This is a genomic window from Clostridium sp. 29_15 (assembly GCF_001916075.1).
GTDB classification, from domain to species: Bacteria; Bacillota; Clostridia; order Clostridiales; family Clostridiaceae; genus Clostridium; species Clostridium lentum.
Genome location: NZ_MNRT01000042.1, coordinates 58,589 through 76,208, shown reverse-complemented (window position 1 = coordinate 76,208; position 17,620 = coordinate 58,589). Strand labels below are relative to the sequence as shown.

The window sequence follows — 17,620 nt, the reverse complement described above, 5'->3', positions numbered from 1 at the left end:
GATGAGAAATATGAAGAGGAATATGAAGGAAAATTATATTTCTATCTTAAGATATAGGATATATTCATTAAGTAAAAAGGAATGTCTAAATGAGATTTTTAAAAGAAAAAAGGTCCATATCATATCAGGAAATCCAGAAGTATTATATAGAGGGCTAGATGATAAAGTTTTATTTAATAATTTTATTAGTGATGATGCATTAATTATTCCGGATGGAGTAGGCACACAAATTGCTGCCAAGATGCTTAAAACACCTGTTAGCGAAAAAATTGCAGGAATAGAGATTATGAAGGAAATAATAACTAAATGTGAAGAAGCTGGTGATTCTATATATCTTGTAGGTGCAGAAGAAGAAACATTAAAGACATGTGTTGAAAATTTAAAGAAAGATCATCCAAAACTTATTATTGCAGGATATAAAAATGGCTTTTTTGATTTAGACAACTGTGATGAGTTATTGGCAGATATAAAGAGAAAAAAACCTAAAGTGTTATTTGTAGCAATGGGATGCCCAAGGCAAGAAAAATTTATTATTAAATATTTTAACGAGCTTCCTGTGGAAATATTTATGGGTGTTGGAGGAAGTTTTGATGTTATAGCTGATAAAGTAAAAAGGGCTCCAAGATGGATGATTAATGTTGGTTGTGAATGGGCATACAGAGTAGCTAAAGAACCGTGGAGAATAAAAAGATTAGGAAGTATTCCAAAATTCCTTTTGAAAGTAGCTAGTAGCCGAGGTAATCAGGATGAAAAGTAAAAAAATATTTAAAGCAACATTTTTAGTAATGGTAATTACCATTGTCAGTAGATTTTTAGGGCTTATAAGAGATTCGCTAGTAGCGTATTATTTTGGTGCTAGTGCTATAACTGATGCATATAAAGCAGCGGTTATGGTGCCTGAAACATTATTTACCATAATAGGACTCGGTGTTTCAACTGTCTTTATTCCTATGCTTAGTAAAATAAGATATAGGGATAGTAAAAAAAAGATGTTTGAGTTTGCCAATAATGTAATTGGTATTCTCGTAATTTTATCCTTAAGTATATTTATTTTAGGAAATATATTTACAGAAAATATAGTAAATATAATTGCACCGGGATTTTCAAGGGAAAATATGGAGTTGGCAATTAATCTAACAAGGATAAGTCTTATAAATCTTCTTTTTATGTCAATCAATGTTTGTTTTTTATCTATACTGCAAGTATGTGAAGATTTTGTAATACCATCAATCTTAGGAATGTTCTTCAATGCACCAATAATACTATACTTAATAATATTTAAAGATGTGAATATCTTAGGTGTTACTATTGCCAATGTTATTGGAAACATATTAAGAGTGGTAGTACAAATACCATCCCTTTATAGACAAGGATACAATATTAAATTTAGGTTTAAAATTAATGATAATGATATAAAGAGAATGTTTATATTATTAGTTCCAGTAATAATTGGTGCTGGTGCAAACTCTATAAATATGGTGGTGGATACTAATATTGGTTCAACTTTAGGTGTTGGAATAATGTCTAATCTTGAATATGGACAAAAGATTATATCTTTTATTAATACAGCAATTACAACTTCAATTGTATCTGTTATGTATCCATTAATGGCTAATAAATTAAATGAAAAAGATAATAAAGAATTTTTACAATATCTAGTTAAAAGTATTGTTGTTATTGCATTTATTTTAATGCCAGTTACAGCAGGAATAATGATTTTAAATAAAGATGTAGTTACAATTATTTTTGCAAGAAATCAATTTGATGCTACTGCTGTAAGATTGACATCTTTAGCTATATTAGGATATTCATTTTCAATTCCATTTACAGGTATAAGAGATATATTAAATTCATCACTATTTGCCATGGAAAAAACAAAAACTACCGCTTTTAATGGAATAATAGGTGTTGCAACAAATATTATTTTGAATATATATTTATCTAAAAGGTATGGAATAATAGGTGTTGCGTTGGCTTCATCTATTTCATCAGTGATAATAGCGTTGCTTTTATTTAGGGCAATAGTGAAATATACAGGACAAATTGATTTAAAGATTTTATTAGTAAAGTTAGCTAAAATCACATTAACAACAATTATGATGTTTTTAGCTCTTTTAGTATTTAATTATTTAACAGGAATTACAGGAGTAATTAAAATAATTATTGATGCAATAGTTGGAGCAGCATTATATGTGATAATTTCAATTGTGCTAAGGATAGAAGAACTTAATGAAGTACTAAGTATGTTAAAAAACAAAGTGGCAAAAGGGGAGAGATAATATATGAAAATTTTATTTATAGCTTGTTATTCTCCATTAATAAATAATTCTGCATCTATAGAAACACTACAGTATCTTAATAATTTAGTTAATGAAGGTAACGATATACATTTGCTTACAGTGGATTTTCCAAAGAACTCAATATATTATGATGAATATATTTTAAGCATGCTTAATCCGAAGGTTAAGATTCATAAAGTATCTGGTGGAAAGATATTTGAAAAAATAATGCCTAAGAAAGGTAATAATGGAGTAAATTCTAATAATAATTCTAGCAAATCAGCTTTAAAAGAATTATTAAAGAAAGGTAAAAAAATTATTGCCATACCTGATATGTATTTAAATTGGGCTAGAAAAGCTTCTAAAGTAGGTCTTGAATTAATGGATAAGGAAAGGTTTGATGTAATATTTTCAATGCATGAACCTCCTTCAAGTCATATATGCGCAATGTATATAAAAAAGGAAAATAAGGGTGTTCCGTGGATTACATATTGGAGTGACCCTTGGTTAAAGGATTCTACTAGAGAAAATATGGGATATATAAGACGAAAAATAGAAGGAGGATTTGAAAAAGATATTATAAATCTTGCTGATAGACATATTTTTGTTACTAAATCAAATCGTGATGATTATCTTAATAGTTATAATATACCGAAGGAAAAGACTTTCATTTTAACAAGAGGGTATGATGAAAAAGCATATGAAAAGATAAAAAGCACTGTGCCAGCAGAAAAGATAAATAAAGATAAAATAAACTTTATTTATGCTGGAGAAATTTTCTCAAAGCTTAGAAATACAAATCCTTTTGTCGAGGCATTAAAGATACTTGAGAAAAGAGATCCAGAAAGTTTTAAGAAATTAAATGTTTTATTCTTTGGTAATATTGACAATGAAGGTATGAAAAAAAATTTAGTTGATGTAACAGTTGTGGATGTTTCACCAAGGATACCTTACGACAAAGCGATATCTTATATGCTTAATGGTGATGTGCTAATGATTTTTGGTAATAAGAACTCAAGACAAATCCCTGCTAAGATTTATGATTATTTTGGAGCAGATGGAATAATATTTGTTATTTTAGGCGATGAAAATGATCCTATATTAGATGTGGTAAGAGATAAAGAAAAATGCATTGTTGTAAATAATAATCCAGAAGAAATTGTAGGTGGTATATATAAAATTTTTAATCATTTGGATAATGAAGATAAATTCCATCCGCTTAAGGAATATAAGTGGGAAAATATTTCAGGTAAACTTAATGATATATTAAAGGGGTAAAAGAATATGCATATTATGTTCATACCATCATGGTATTCCAATGTTAGAAATAAGGTTCATGGAAGCTTTTTTAAAGAACAAGCTTTAGAGTTACAAAAAGCTGGTGTTAAAGTAACAGTAGCATACAATGAAGTGTGGCCACTTACTATGCTGGGAAAAATTCATGAAGAAAAAGGTCTTAAGTATAATGTTGAAGATGGATTAAAGACATATAGATATAAAAATTATAACTATATTCCTAAGAATCCTTTAATGTTTAAAGTGTTTAACAAAAGGATGGAAAAATTATATAAAGAAATAGTGAAAAAAGAAGGAGCTATAGATATAATTCATGCTCAGTCTTCTCTATGGGGAGGAATAAGTGCTGCTTATATAGCAGAAAAATATAATATACCTTTAGTTATTACTGAACATTCCTCTGTAGAGAGAGGACCATATGTAAAGAAAAGCTATATACCATTTATTTGTGATTCTTATAAGAAAGCTCAAAAAGTGATAACTGTAGGTAATGGCTTAAAAAATGAAATAGAATCTTTAAGTGGAAGACAGGATATAGAAGTCATAGGAAATTTAGTGGATCTATCAAAATTTACTATTAAAAAAAGAATTAAAAATGAAAAGTTTATTTTCTTTTCACTGGCATTTTTAGAAGGTGAAAAAGGATTTGATACATTAATAAAGTCTTTTGCAAAGAAGTTTAAAGATAAGGAAGCAGTATTATATATAGGCGGGGATGGCAGTCAAAGATCTTGGTTAGAAGCTTTGACTGTGGAGAATGGTGTTAAAGATCAAATAATCTTTTTAGGAGCTCTTTCAAGAGATGATGTTTCAAAATGGATGAATAAATGTGACTGTTTTGTATTACCTTCTAGATATGAAACATTTGGTGTAGTGTATATTGAAGCTCTTGCCAGTGGAAGACCGGTTATAGGGGCTTTAAATGGTGGAGCAGAAGATATTATAAATAATCTTAATGGATATCTTATTCCAATAGATGATATAGATATATTGGCAGAAAAAATGATAGAAGTTTATGATAATATTGAAAGTTATGATGAAGAAGAAATAAGGATTGACTGCTTAAAAAGATTTAGTCCTAAGGTTATAGTAAATAAGATAATTTCTGTGTATAAAGAAGTTTTAAAATAGGGGGCATGAAAAATGGAATTTAAGGAAATGACCATATCAAAATTTATAGAAGATTTATCAGGTGATAAATCTTCACCAGGTGGTGGAAGTACAGCAGCTTTAGTTTCTGCACTTGCATCTAGTTTAAATGATATGGTATATTCTTTCACTGTTGACAAAAAATTATTTCAAAATCTTACAGAAGAAAATAAATCAAAAATGCTTAAATTTCAAGCTGAAACAAAAGAATTTACTAAGAATGCTTTGACTTTTATGGAAAAGGATAGAGCAGATTTTATGGCTGTTATGGATTGCTATAGACTTTCTAATGGCACAGAAGAAGAAAAGAATATTAGGAAAGAAAAGCTTAAATATGCAACGATAAAGGCAATGAATACGCCATTGGAGTTAGCAGAAAAATCTTTAGTATATTATGATAATATAAAATTTGCAATAACTTTTGGTAATAAGAATCTTAAATCAGATGGAATTGTAGCAGCTATATTGCTTAATGGTGCAATAGAAAGTGCAATTATAAATGTGTTGATAAATTATAAATCACTAAAATCATATGAGGAATTTAAAAATATTCCAGAGAGATGTAATGAAATATCTATGAAATCAAGAGTTTTAAAAGAAGAAATCTGTAGTGGATTTTATAATGAAATATAAAACAGAGGATGCTTAGCATTCTCTGTTTTACTTTTAGATTATTTTTCTGGTAAATCATTTAAAGATTTAAATTCATATCCCTCATTTTTAAGCTGAGTTATAACATCCTTTAAGACATGGGTATTGGTTTTAGATACAGCATGAAGAAGCATGATACATCCAGGATGAACTCCAGAGGTAATCTTTTTAATAGCCATTTCTTTGCTTGGCTGATTATCAATAATCCAATCTTTATAGGCAAAGCTCCAAAAAATTGTCTTATAACCTAATTCCTTTGTTTGTTTTAAAGATGTCAATGAGTATTTACCCATTGGTGGACGGAAGAATTTAGGCATTTCTGAATCAGTAATTTCTTTATAGGCATCTTCAACTTCAGTAAATTCTTTGATGAATTTTTCTTTGTCAGTAATTGAAGCCATGGAAGGGTGGTGAGAAGAATGATTACATACTAGATGTCCTTCTAAATTCATTCTTTTAATTATTTCAGGGTTTTGAATGATGTATGGTTTCACCACAAAAAATGCTGCTGGTACATTTTCTTCCTTTAAAACATCTAATATTTTTACAGTGTACCCATTTTCATATCCTTCATCAAATGTTAAATAAATTATTTTATTTTCTGTATCACCAACATAATAAGCATCGTAGGTATCTAAAAACTCAGCACTTTCTTTTGGACATTCAGGACTTTGATTATTTCCACGATTAACAAAGTACCAGTTTAATTCTGAGTTTTCTGGGGCTGATTTATTTTGAATGCTATAACTGTTGGCAGAAATAAAATTACATGCCATTAAAATTAGTAAAGAAAAGATAAAAATATTTAGGCTTTTATTTTTCACTATTAAAACCTCCTATTAAGTCTTTTAAATCTATTTTTAGTAAAAGCAGATAATATAAACATGGAAAAATTTAAAATAGTATTGATAATGAGTTAAATTAGGAATGAACTGTAAAATAAATGAGTAAAAAGAAGTAGGAGTATGTTAAAATCAAAATTTAGATTAAGTAGCCTAACAAGGGAAATTAATTATTATTTTAAAAAGCGATAATAATATTATTGTGTTGAAATAAAATTATATCTAGAGTATAATCTTAAAGTATTAGTTAAGGTAAGAAAGGAATGTACATAGATGAGATTAGGAATTGTAGGATTACCAAACGTAGGAAAAAGTACATTATTTAATGCGATAACAAAAGCAGGTGCAGAATCAGCTAACTATCCATTCTGTACTATAGAACCAAATGTTGGTGTTGTAAGTGTACCAGATAGGAGATTAGATGTATTAGAAAAAATGTATAATACAAAGAGAAAAGTCTATACTACTGTAGAATTTTATGATATTGCAGGATTAGTTAAAGGAGCTTCAAAAGGTGAGGGATTAGGAAATAAATTTTTATCTCACATAAGAGAAGTTGAAGCTATTGTTCATACAGTAAGATGTTTTAATGATGAAAATGTTGTACATGTTGAGGGAAGCGTTGATCCAATAAGAGATATTGAAACTATAAATTTAGAATTAATATTTGCTGACCTAGAAGTTCTTGAAAGAAGAATGGAAAAGGGAGTTAAGCTTGCTAGATCAGGCGATAAAAAAGCAAAGGTTGAATATGAAATAATGGAAAAAGTTAAGGCTCATTTAGAATTAAATAAGCCTATAAGAACTTTAGAAGTTAATGAAGATGAAGAAGCATTCATTAAGACTTTATTTATGATTACTTCTAAGCCGGTACTTTATGCATGTAACATATCTGAAGATGATATGATGAGCGGAAACTTAAACAATGAATATGTTCAAAAGGTTAGAGAATATGCAGAAGCAGAAAACTCTGAAATAGTAGTTGTTTGTGCTAAGCTTGAAGAAGAACTTTCAGGTTTAGAAGATGAAGAAAAAGCAGAAATGTTAGAAGAATATGGCTTAACTGAAGCTGGCTTAGATAAACTTATAAGAGCATCTTATAGATTGTTAGGATTAATAAGTTATCTTACAGCTGGAGTTCAAGAGGTTAGAGCTTGGACTATTAAAGAAGGTACAAAGGCACCTCAAGCTGCTGGTAAGATACACACTGATATTGAAAGAGGATTTATCAGAGCAGAAGTTGTGGCTTATAATGATTTAGTTGAATGTGGCTCAGAAGCACAAGCTAAAGAAAAAGGAAAATATAGATTAGAAGGCAAAGATTACGTTATGCATGATGGTGACGTAGTTAACTTTAGATTTAACGTTTAATATTTTAAATTTCCTTATAACTCTACATGGATTAATATTCATGTAGAGTTATTTTTTCGATAAAGTTGTTTTAATGTCAATAAATATAGAATAAATACTAAATAAATCTTGAAGGATACTGTAATTTTATATAGAATATATAATAGAGTGGTTAAAACGGTATAATGTAGCAGTTATGCACATATGAAACAAAATCAATTTAGTATAGAAATAATATGCAGAATTAGAAAAGGTTATAGTAACTATAGAAAATGAAAATAGTAAGTGTATAGAGTAAAAAATGTTGTAAGTATATTTGTATACTAAGTACTTAAAGCTCTGTAGCGTAAAAATGGACAGCTATAATAAAAGGAGTTAATTTTATGGAATTTAATCATATTTCAGTTTTATTAAATGAATGTTTAGAAGGATTAAATATCAAAGAAAATGGTATTTATGTGGATGGAACTTTAGGAGGTGCAGGACATTCAAGTGAAATTTTAAAGAGACTTTCGAATGAAGGAAGACTCATAGGAATAGATCAGGATACTGATGCGTTGAAAGCTGCAAAGGAAAGATTGAAAAATTATTCAAATGTTACATTTGTACATAGTAATTTTTCTAGTATAGAAAATGTTTTAAACAATTTAAATATTGATGGTGTTGATGGAATACTTATGGATTTAGGCGTGTCTTCTTATCAACTTGATGAAGGAGAGAGAGGATTTAGCTATATGAAAGATGCTCCCCTTGATATGAGAATGAATAGGGATAATGACTTTTCTGCATATAATGTCATAAATGAGTATTCAGAAGAAGATTTATATAGAATTATAAGAGATTACGGCGAAGAAAAGTTTGCAAGAAGAATTGCCAGCTTTATTGTAGAAAATAGACAAGAAAAAAATATTGAAACAACTTTAGAACTTGTTGAAATTATAAAGAGTGCTATACCTGCAAAAGCGAGAAGAGAAGGACCACATCCAGCTAAGAGAACTTTCCAAGCAATCAGAATTGAAGTAAATAGTGAACTTTCTATATTAAATAAAACTATAGAGGATGGAGTAGGAAAACTTAATAAAGGCGGTAGAATGGCAATAATAACTTTCCATTCTCTTGAAGATAGAATAGTAAAAAATAAATTTAGAGATTTAGCTGTTTCGTGTAGATGTCCTAAAGAATTCCCAGTTTGTGTCTGTGGTGAAAAAGCAAAAGTAAAAGTTATCTCAAGAAAAGCCATAGAACCTACGAAAGAAGAAGTGGATATAAATCCAAGAAGTAGAAGTGCTAAATTAAGAGTTATAGAAAAACTATAATTCTAAATAATAAATAAAATGTAGGGATGTGAATAAAATGGGTGCTAGGGAATATAATTATACAAGAGGAAACACCGCACTTGTACCTGAAAGAAAGCCGCAGTATGACAAAAACAAGAAGCAAAAAATCAAGGAAGAGTTACGAGCAAAGAAAATTAAGAAGCTTAAGGTGAATTTAATTTCAAATGTGGTGGGGATTTCAGCTTTAGTTTGTATTCTTGGTGGAATAACCTTAGCAATTGATGGGTATGTTTATGATAGGCAAAATGAATTAACAGAAATAAAAGAAGAAACAGCAGCATCATCAGATATTAATGATGCATTAAAAGTAATGTTATTAAAATATTCATCTTTAGAAAATGTTAAGAACGTTGCTGAAAATGAATTAGGCATGGTATATCCTAACAAGGATAATACTATACTGATTGATATGTCTAAAGATTATTTTTCACATATCAATGAAGAAGAAAATAAAGAAAGTTTCCTCGATAAAATTAAAGGTATTTTTAATTAGGGAATCTAAGTGATGTTTTTATTTCTTTGAAAAAATATAACTATTCATTCTCTAATTATTTAATGGGGGAATGAAAGTGAAAAAAAAGAAGTTTAAAGATCGGGCGTTGATTCAAAAGAGACTAACATTAGTAGTATGGACAATTGTGGTAGTTTTTTTTATATTAATTCTAAGATTGTCTTATATTATGATTGTTAAGAGGGATGAATATTCATCCCGAGCTGAAGAGCAGTGGACAAGTGAAGTAAGTATTGATGCAAGAAGAGGAAGAATACTAGACAGAAATGGTGTAGAACTAGCAGTTTCGGCAAATGTTTATAGGGTTGATTTTGATTTAAACTCAGTTAGGCAGTATCTTAAAAATAACTCATTAACTAATGCTGATATTGCTGGAAAAATTGCTGATGCCGTAGGCATGGAAGAAAATAAGGTTATGGAAAAACTTGAAACTAAGCTGGCTAGTGGTGCTAATGCTGGTTCTGCAACCTTGATAAGAAGGATAGAAAAAGAATCTGCTGATAAGGTTAATAACTTAAATATTGATGGTGTAATTGTTTCTCCAGATACAAAAAGGTATTATCCTAAAGGGGAATTTTTAGCACATGTTCTAGGAAGCACCAATGTTGATGGACAAGGCCTTACAGGAGTTGAACTTCAATATAATGAATATTTATCAGGTGTACCTGGCGTGAGAATTTCTGAAATTGAACGTAATGAAGAAAATTTATCTTATACTATATCTAATTTTACAGAACCTATAGATGGAAAGGATGTTACCTTAACAACTGATTCTAAAATACAAGCTATTGCAGAGAAGGTGGCTGAAAAAGGATTAGTAGATAATCAAGCTAAAAGAGTATCTATTATGGTTATGAATCCTAATAATGGAGAAATATTAGCCATGGTTAATAAGCCGGATTTTGATCCTAATAATGCTTTTGATGGATTTGAAGATTTTTCTGGTGAAACTGATGGAGAAAAGCTACAAAAAATGTGGAGAAATAGCTTGGTAAATGATACCTTTGAACCAGGATCTATCTTTAAGGTTGTGACAATGGTAACTGCTTTAGAAGAAGGAATAGCTTCTGAATCAGATACTTTTGAATGTGGAGGAAGCCTTCAAGTTGGTTCTCATACCATTAAGTGTTGGAAGACATCAGGTCATGGTAGTCAAATTTTACCTCAAATTTTACAAAATTCATGTAATGTTGGATTTATGAAGTTGGGCGAAAAAATTGGTAAAGAAACATTAAATGAGTATATTAAAAAGCTTGGATTTGGTAAAACTACAGGTATTGATTTACCAGGTGAAGCATCTGGTATAGTAAAAAAGACTGAAAGTATTACAGAATCAGATTTAGCAACTATTTCATTTGGACAAACTAATACAGTAACTGCTATTCAATATATGCAAGCATTCAATGCTCTTGCTAATGGTGGTAGTTTAATACAGCCTCATATACTTAAGGAAGTATCTCACTATGATAATACTGGTACTAAAATAGTAGATGAAACTTTTGAACCAGTAATTTCTAAAAATGTGTTGTCGGCTAAAAGTACAGCTACTTTAAGGGATTATTTGGAGAGAACAGTAAATGAAGGTGGTTCAAATAAAAGCTATATAGAAGGATATCACATAGGCGGTAAGACTGGAACAGCACAAAAGGTTAATTCAGTAACTGGAGGATATGAAAGCGGAAAGTATATTTCATCTATGGCTGCAATGGCACCTATAGATTCACCGGAAATTACAGCTTTCATAAGTATTGATGAACCAAGTAATGGAGCCTATTATGCCGGTGTTGTAACTGCACCACTTATGAAAATACTTTTGACAGATATATTCAATTATATGGATTCGGAATTTTCTGAAGACTATAATGCGGTAGCAAGGGATATTTTAATTCCAGAAATTCGTGGAAAATCTATAGAAGAAGCAAAAAAAATTTTAAAAGATGTAAATTTAGAGTATAATATAGAGGGTAGTGGGGAGAGTGTAACAAATACTCAGCCATATCCAGGTTATACAGTGAAAGAAGGAACCAAAATAACAATTTATACTGGAGATGCAGTAGATAATAATAAGGTATCTATGCCAGATTTAACAGGATTTTCAGTAACCTCAGCTGAAGATGTCCTTGACAACTTAGGTATAAAATATATCCTTGAAGGTGATGGTTTTGTTATTGATCAAAGTATTCCTGCGGGTGAAGTAATAACCACAGGTTCAAATGTTAGGTTAACTCTTAGTGATGATTATGGAGATTAACTTTTTTCATTTTTAGCATGTGGATTTACACATGCTATTTTTTATGCGAAGCATTAAAAATGCTATTGAGTAAACATTTAATGATAATTAAGGAGAGATAGAAGATGAAATTATTAGAGTTATTAAATGGTGTAGATTATAAGGTTTTACAAGGAAGCGATGAAAAGGAAATTAATAAAATACAGTATGACAGTAGAAAGATTACTGAAAATGACTTGTTTGTATGTTTAAGTGGATTTGAAGTTGATGGTCATGATTATGCAGTTAATGCAATAAAAGCTGGAGCTACAGTAGTTATGTGTGAAAAAGATTTAGATCTCAATACTATACCTGAGGAAGTAACAGTTTTAAGAGTTACTGAAGGTAGAAAAGCGTTAGCTATTATGTCTGCTAATTTTTATGATCATCCAACAAAAAAATTAAAGCTTATTGGAGTTACTGGTACAAATGGTAAGACTACTAGTGTATATATTTTAAAATCAATACTTGAAAAATCAGGAGAAAAAGTTGGACTTGTAGGGACTATAGCTAATTATATAGGAGATGAAAAAGTTAAATCAGAAAGAACAACACCTGAATCATTAGAACTTCAAAAGTTATTTAAGGATATGGTTGATAAAGGATGTAAATATTGTGTAATGGAAGTTTCATCACATTCATTAGAGTTAGATAGAGTTTATGGATGTAATTTTGAAGTAGGAATTTTCACAAATATAACAAGAGATCACTTAGACTTCCACAAGACTTTTGATAATTACTATAATGCTAAATTTAAATTATTTGAAAGAAGCAAAATTTCTGTTATAAATATTGATAATAGCTATGGTTATAGAGTATTAAATGATGTTGAAAAGTTAGGCAAAAAAACAGTAACTTATTCAATAGAAAATTCAAGTGATTTTAGAGCAGAAAATATTAGACTTGAAGAGAAAGATATACTATTTGATTGCAATAATACTTCATATAAGTTTGTTTTACCAGGTGAGTATAATATATATAATGCTTTAGGAACAATTGCTGCAGCGAAAGAATTAAATATTTCAGAAGAATGCATAAAGTCAGGACTTTTAGATGTAGTTGTACCTGGAAGATGTGAAAGAATTGGAGATAAATATGATATACCTTATGAAATAATCATCGATTTTGCACATACACCAGATGGTATGAAGAATATTTTAGAAACATTGAAATCATTTGCAAAGAACAGACTTATAGCTGTTTATGGAAGTGGTGGCGATAGAGACAAAATTAAGAGAGCTGAACTTGGGAGAGTTGGAAGTGAAATTGCTGACCTTGTTATTATAACTTCTGATAATCCAAGACATGAGGATCCAATGGCTATTATTAAGGATATAGTTGTAGGTATAGAAAAAACAAATTATCTTGCAATCGAAAATAGATCTGAAGCCATAAGATTAGCTTTAAAAATGGCTGAACCAGGTGATGTTGTTGTTTTAGCTGGAAAAGGTCATGAAACATATCAAATTAATAATGAAGGCGTGATACATTTTGATGAAAGAGAAGTTGTTGATGAAATATTATCAGGAAAGTAGAGGAAAATAGATGGAATTTTCATTTGAAGAATTGGTAAGTGCTCTTGAAGGTGAGGTAGTTATTAATAATGATTATAAAAAGTTTAAATGTACTTGTATAGATAATAGAAAAGTTACAGAAGATTGTATATTTTTTGCAATTAAAGGTGAAAAATTTAATGCTAATAATGTAGCAATAGATGTTCTTGAAAAAGGAGCATCTATTGCTGTAGTGGATGAAGTTAACTTTAAAAAGGAAGATGCTATGGGAAAAGGTATTGTAATTAAAGTAGATAATACAGTTAAATCAATGCTTAAATTAGCTAATTTCTATAGAAGAAAATTAAATCTTAAGGTTATTGGAGTTACAGGTTCTTGTGGCAAGACTTCAACAAAGGATTTAATTGCAGCTGTATTAAGTACAAAGTATAATGTATTTAAAACAGAAGGTAATTTTAATAGTGAAATAGGACTTCCACTTATGATATTGAAGCTTACATCTAAGCATGATGTAGCAGTTTTAGAAATGGGCATGAGTGACTTAGGAGAAATTAAGATATTAGCAGAAGCAGCAGAACCAGATATGGCTGTTATTACGAATATAGGTCTTTCTCATTTGGAAAATCTAAAGACGCAAGATAATATACTTAAAGCTAAGATGGAAATTGCAGAATACTTCACAAAAGATAATATATTAGTGGTAAATGCTGAAGATAAAAGGCTTAAACAAATTCATTCTGATAATTATAAAATTGAAAAAATTGGATATAATAACGAATATGATATTTACGCATCTAATATTATATTAAGAGAAGATAGTGTAAAGTTTACTGCTAATTGTGGAGATGATAAATTTGATTTTGAATTACCTATGGCAGGAAAGCATAATGTATTAAACATGATGTTGGCTATAGATATTGCAAAAAATCTAAATGTATCCCTTAAAGATATGAACGAAGGACTTTCAAATTTAAAGGCTACATCTATGAGATTAGAAACTGAAAAAACTAATAAGATTACTATTATAAATGACTGTTATAATGCTAGCCCAGATTCTATGAAATCTTCCATAGAAGTATTAATGACTAAAGCAGCAAGTAGAAGAGTTGCTATATTAGGAGACATGTACGAACTTGGAAGTAAAACGGAAGAAGCACATGAAGAGGTAGGTTCATTTGCAAAAGGTAAAATAGATTTATTAATAGTTATCGGTGAAAATGTTAATAACTATGAAAATGGATTTGGCAGTGAGCATATTAGAAAATTTGCTTCAAAAGATGATTTTTTTGAAGAAGTAGATAATCTAATTAATAAAGATGATGTTATATTAGTTAAGGCTTCTAGAGGGATGAGATTTGAAGAAATAATATCCAAGTTAAAGGAATTAAAATAAAACGAAGGAGGTGAACTGCTGCTGAGCAGTTTATATGGGGGAGACTTTAATAAATTTTGTAAGTTCTAAGTTAGGAATAGGCTTGATATTATCTATAATATTTTCATTGGTGTCTGGACCAATAGCAATTCCATTATTAAGAAAGTTAAAGTTTGGCCAGAACATTAGGGAAGAAGGTCCAGAAAGTCATTTAAAAAAAGCTGGAACGCCAACAATGGGTGGAATTCTTTTTATTTTATCCTCCTTAATAGTTATGCTTATTTTAGGGTATAAATTTAATGATAAAGCAATGATTGCTTTATATTCATTAATTGCATTTGGGTTTATTGGATTTTTAGATGATTTGTTAAAAATACTTAAAAAGCAAAGTGAAGGCTTAAAGCCAGGACAAAAAATGATATTATTATTAATATTTTCTATAGCTTTAGCTATTTACGGGTATTATAATTTAAATACTAATTTGTTAATTCCTTTTACTTCATTTGAAATACCATTAGGAATTTTATATATTCCTTTTGTGGTAATAATATATGCAGCTACAACCAATGCCGTTAATCTAACAGATGGATTAGATGGATTAGCTACATCAGTATCAATTTTAGTTTTAACATTCTTTACAATTGTATGCTTTATGATGAAAGAAACATCTTTAGCTGTATTTTGCGTAGTATTGATAGGTGGACTTATAGGATTTTTAAAATATAATGCTTATCCTGCAAAAATTTTTATGGGAGATACAGGATCCCTTGCAATTGGTGGTGCTATTTCCACTGTTGCTATAATATTAGAACAGCCGTTATTAATAATAATAGTAGGAGGAGTTTATGTATTTGAGACTTTATCAGTTATAATACAAGTTACTTCCTTTAAATTAACAGGTAAAAGAGTATTTAAAATGGCTCCTGTACATCACCACTTTGAAAAATGTGGCTGGTCAGAAATAAAAATAGTTACAGTATTTTCACTTATTACAGCAGTTTTATGTTTAATAGGATTCTTAGCATTGTAAAATAGGAGGAATGTCTGTGATATTAGACAATAGGAATCAAAATAAAAACATAGGAAAAGTCGATTTGGGAGTTTTATATACAATACTTATATTATTGGCAATTGGTGTTGTAATGATATATTCAGCAAGTTCATTTTACTCAATGTTTCACTATAATGATAGTATGTTTTATTTAAAGAAGCAGGGGATCATGGCTGTTATAGGCTTGGTGGCTATGTTTTTTATGATGAATTTTGACTATCACAGACTAAAAAAAATAACACCGAAATTATTGATAATTACTATTCCATTATTAATAGCAGTATTTTTTTTCCCAGCAGTAAATGGTGCTAAAAGATGGATTCAGCTTGGTGGATTGTCATTTCAGCCATCAGAGCTTACTAAATATGTGGTAGTATTATTTCTTGCTTTAAGCATTGATATTAAAGGTGATGGAATAAAAGATTTTTGGACTGGAATAGTACCATATCTTGCTTTATCTGGTTTTTTTGCAGCTTTAGTTTTAGCTGAAAAAAATTTAAGTATTGCAGCAATTATAATGATTGTTACATTTATCTTACTTTTTATCTCTGGTGGGAAAATTAAGCACTTATTTGGAATAGTGTTACCGACATTATTGACTTTAGCAATATTTTTTATCTTTAGTTCGGATTACAGAAGAGCTAGAATGCTTAATTTTATTGATCCGTGGAAGGATGCTGCTGGTGATGGATATCAATTGATTCAATCATTTTATGCATTAGGGTCAGGTGGTATAACTGGACTTGGTCTTGGACAATCAAGACAAAAAACATTATATATGCCTGAACCGCATAATGATTTTATATTTTCAATAATTGGCGAAGAGCTTGGGTTGATAGGATGTCTACTTATTATTTCTTTGTTTATAATTTTTATATGGCGTGGTGTACGTATAGCTATTAAAGCTAAAGACACATATGGTAAGTTATTAGCAATGGGAATTACATCTATTATTGCAGTGCAAGCTATTATAAATATAGCAGTTGTAACTGGTTCTATGCCGGTTACTGGTGTTCCAATGCCATTTATAAGCTATGGTGGTACATCGCTTGTCATTAATTTGACGGCAATGGGAATATTGTTAAATATATCTAGGCAAATTGAATCTGATGTTAGGTAAGAAGATAGGGCCTCTATTTTAGGGGTTCTTTATTATGTAAAAAATTATAATGAAAATTATAGAGTAAAATGATATTATATTAGTATAAACTAGGATAAGGATGTAAAATAAAGCAATGAATGAAGTAAAAGAATACATTAAGATTAAAAAGAAAAAAAAGGTAAGAAAAAAGATTTTTATGATTTCTACAGTAGTATTAATAATATTAATAGTTTTCTTTACTAAATCACCACTATTTAATTTAAAAACAATTACTGTGGAAGGTACATCAAATATTTCTGCTGAATCAGTGTTAGAAACTGTAAATAATAGGATAGGTAAAAACATTTTTATCTTGAACAGAAATAAAATGATTAAAGATATATTGAGTGAACCGTATTTTTTGTCAGCAAAGATAAGAATGAGTGGAATTAATTCACTAAATATAATAGTTACTGAAGAATCACCTGTTTTTTATACAAAATATGATAGTAATTTTTATATATTTAATGATAAAGGTGTTCTAATAGAAATTGCAAACAATATTGAAGGAAGAAACTTAGTTGAGATTACTGGTGTAACTACAGAGGAGCTTCAATTAGGAAAGCAGATAATCAATAATGAACATATTATTAATATACTAGGAATTTTATATCCATATATTGCTGAAAATACGGAAAGTATAAAATTTGATAGATTTGATTTATCTAAGTTATACGATATAAAAGGGTATATGGGAAAGATAGAAGTATTTTTTGGAGAAATAACTGATTTCCATGAAAAAATAAATGATGTATATAATATTATTTTAAATGGAAATGTAGGGATTACAAATGGGTATATTGATGTGAGTATTAAAAATATGCCAGTAATCAAGAAGAATGAAGAGTAGGAGGAGTT

Annotated in this window: 15 protein-coding genes; 14 read left to right on the top strand and 1 reads right to left on the bottom strand. The window is 29.3% G+C overall.

The genetic code is table 11. The features are described 5' to 3' along the window. Window positions 1-10 precede the first annotated feature (10 nt). Genes BHW04_RS11160 through BHW04_RS11140 form a run of 5 tightly spaced genes read left to right on the top strand, consistent with a single transcriptional unit; the run spans window position 11 to window position 5,357 of the window. Window positions 11-757, top strand: coding sequence for a WecB/TagA/CpsF family glycosyltransferase (locus BHW04_RS11160; RefSeq protein ID WP_022211129.1), 747 nt, complete (start codon window positions 11-13; stop codon window positions 755-757). Beyond that, the gene (gene murJ, locus BHW04_RS11155) at window positions 747-2,279 is read left to right on the top strand and encodes a murein biosynthesis integral membrane protein MurJ (RefSeq protein WP_022211128.1); all 1,533 of its coding nucleotides are present in this window, start codon (window positions 747-749) and stop codon (window positions 2,277-2,279) included. Before BHW04_RS11160 ends, murJ begins: the two co-directional genes overlap by 11 nt. 3 nt (window positions 2,280-2,282) lie before the next feature. After that, window positions 2,283-3,557: a glycosyltransferase gene (locus BHW04_RS11150; RefSeq protein WP_022211127.1), complete on the top strand. Its 1,275-nt coding sequence runs from the start codon at window positions 2,283-2,285 to the stop codon at window positions 3,555-3,557. 6 nt (window positions 3,558-3,563) lie between these two features. Continuing rightward, window positions 3,564-4,706 (top strand): glycosyltransferase, encoded by a 1,143-nt coding sequence (locus BHW04_RS11145; protein WP_302632726.1) that lies wholly within the window; start codon window positions 3,564-3,566, stop codon window positions 4,704-4,706. Window positions 4,707-4,718: 12 nt separating this feature from the next. Beyond that, the gene (locus BHW04_RS11140; RefSeq protein ID WP_022212649.1) at window positions 4,719-5,357 is read left to right on the top strand and encodes a cyclodeaminase/cyclohydrolase family protein; all 639 of its coding nucleotides are present in this window, start codon (window positions 4,719-4,721) and stop codon (window positions 5,355-5,357) included. A 38-nt stretch (window positions 5,358-5,395) separates the two neighbouring features. Here the strand turns inward: BHW04_RS11140 and pdaA are convergent, their stop codons facing one another. Beyond that, window positions 5,396-6,151, bottom strand: coding sequence for a delta-lactam-biosynthetic de-N-acetylase (gene pdaA, locus BHW04_RS11135; protein ID WP_186835127.1), 756 nt, complete (start codon window positions 6,149-6,151; stop codon window positions 5,396-5,398). Window positions 6,152-6,490: 339 nt separating this feature from the next. Between pdaA and ychF the strand changes: the two genes are divergently transcribed. The 9 genes from ychF to BHW04_RS11090 all read left to right on the top strand — a co-directional run bounded on the left by ychF (window position 6,491) and on the right by BHW04_RS11090 (window position 17,612). Then, window positions 6,491-7,588, top strand: coding sequence for a redox-regulated ATPase YchF (gene ychF, locus BHW04_RS11130; protein WP_022212647.1), 1,098 nt, complete (start codon window positions 6,491-6,493; stop codon window positions 7,586-7,588). A 362-nt stretch (window positions 7,589-7,950) separates the two neighbouring features. Further along, window positions 7,951-8,883 (top strand): 16S rRNA (cytosine(1402)-N(4))-methyltransferase RsmH, encoded by a 933-nt coding sequence (gene rsmH / locus BHW04_RS11125; protein ID WP_302630618.1) that lies wholly within the window; start codon window positions 7,951-7,953, stop codon window positions 8,881-8,883. A gap of 37 nt (window positions 8,884-8,920) precedes the next feature. Further along, a complete protein-coding gene (locus BHW04_RS11120) occupies window positions 8,921-9,397 on the top strand; it encodes a hypothetical protein (RefSeq protein WP_022212645.1) in 477 nt (158 codons plus the stop codon). A 76-nt stretch (window positions 9,398-9,473) separates the two neighbouring features. Next, window positions 9,474-11,666: a stage V sporulation protein D gene (locus BHW04_RS11115; protein ID WP_022212644.1), complete on the top strand. Its 2,193-nt coding sequence runs from the start codon at window positions 9,474-9,476 to the stop codon at window positions 11,664-11,666. A 104-nt stretch (window positions 11,667-11,770) separates the two neighbouring features. Continuing rightward, window positions 11,771-13,219 carry a UDP-N-acetylmuramoyl-L-alanyl-D-glutamate--2,6-diaminopimelate ligase gene (locus BHW04_RS11110; RefSeq protein WP_022212643.1) on the top strand — a complete coding sequence of 483 codons (1,449 nt, stop codon included), beginning with the start codon at window positions 11,771-11,773 and terminating at the stop codon, window positions 13,217-13,219. A gap of 10 nt (window positions 13,220-13,229) precedes the next feature. After that, window positions 13,230-14,591, top strand: coding sequence for a UDP-N-acetylmuramoyl-tripeptide--D-alanyl-D-alanine ligase (locus BHW04_RS11105; protein WP_302630615.1), 1,362 nt, complete (start codon window positions 13,230-13,232; stop codon window positions 14,589-14,591). Between the two features lie 34 nt (window positions 14,592-14,625). After that, window positions 14,626-15,600: a phospho-N-acetylmuramoyl-pentapeptide-transferase gene (mraY, locus tag BHW04_RS11100; RefSeq protein ID WP_022212641.1), complete on the top strand. Its 975-nt coding sequence runs from the start codon at window positions 14,626-14,628 to the stop codon at window positions 15,598-15,600. Window positions 15,601-15,619: 19 nt separating this feature from the next. Further along, window positions 15,620-16,741: a stage V sporulation protein E gene (spoVE, locus tag BHW04_RS11095; protein ID WP_441294428.1), complete on the top strand. Its 1,122-nt coding sequence runs from the start codon at window positions 15,620-15,622 to the stop codon at window positions 16,739-16,741. 115 nt (window positions 16,742-16,856) lie between these two features. After that, entirely contained in the window at window positions 16,857-17,612 is a 756-nt protein-coding gene (locus BHW04_RS11090) for a cell division protein FtsQ/DivIB (RefSeq protein ID WP_022212639.1), read from the top strand. Window positions 17,613-17,620: the final 8 nt, after the last annotated feature.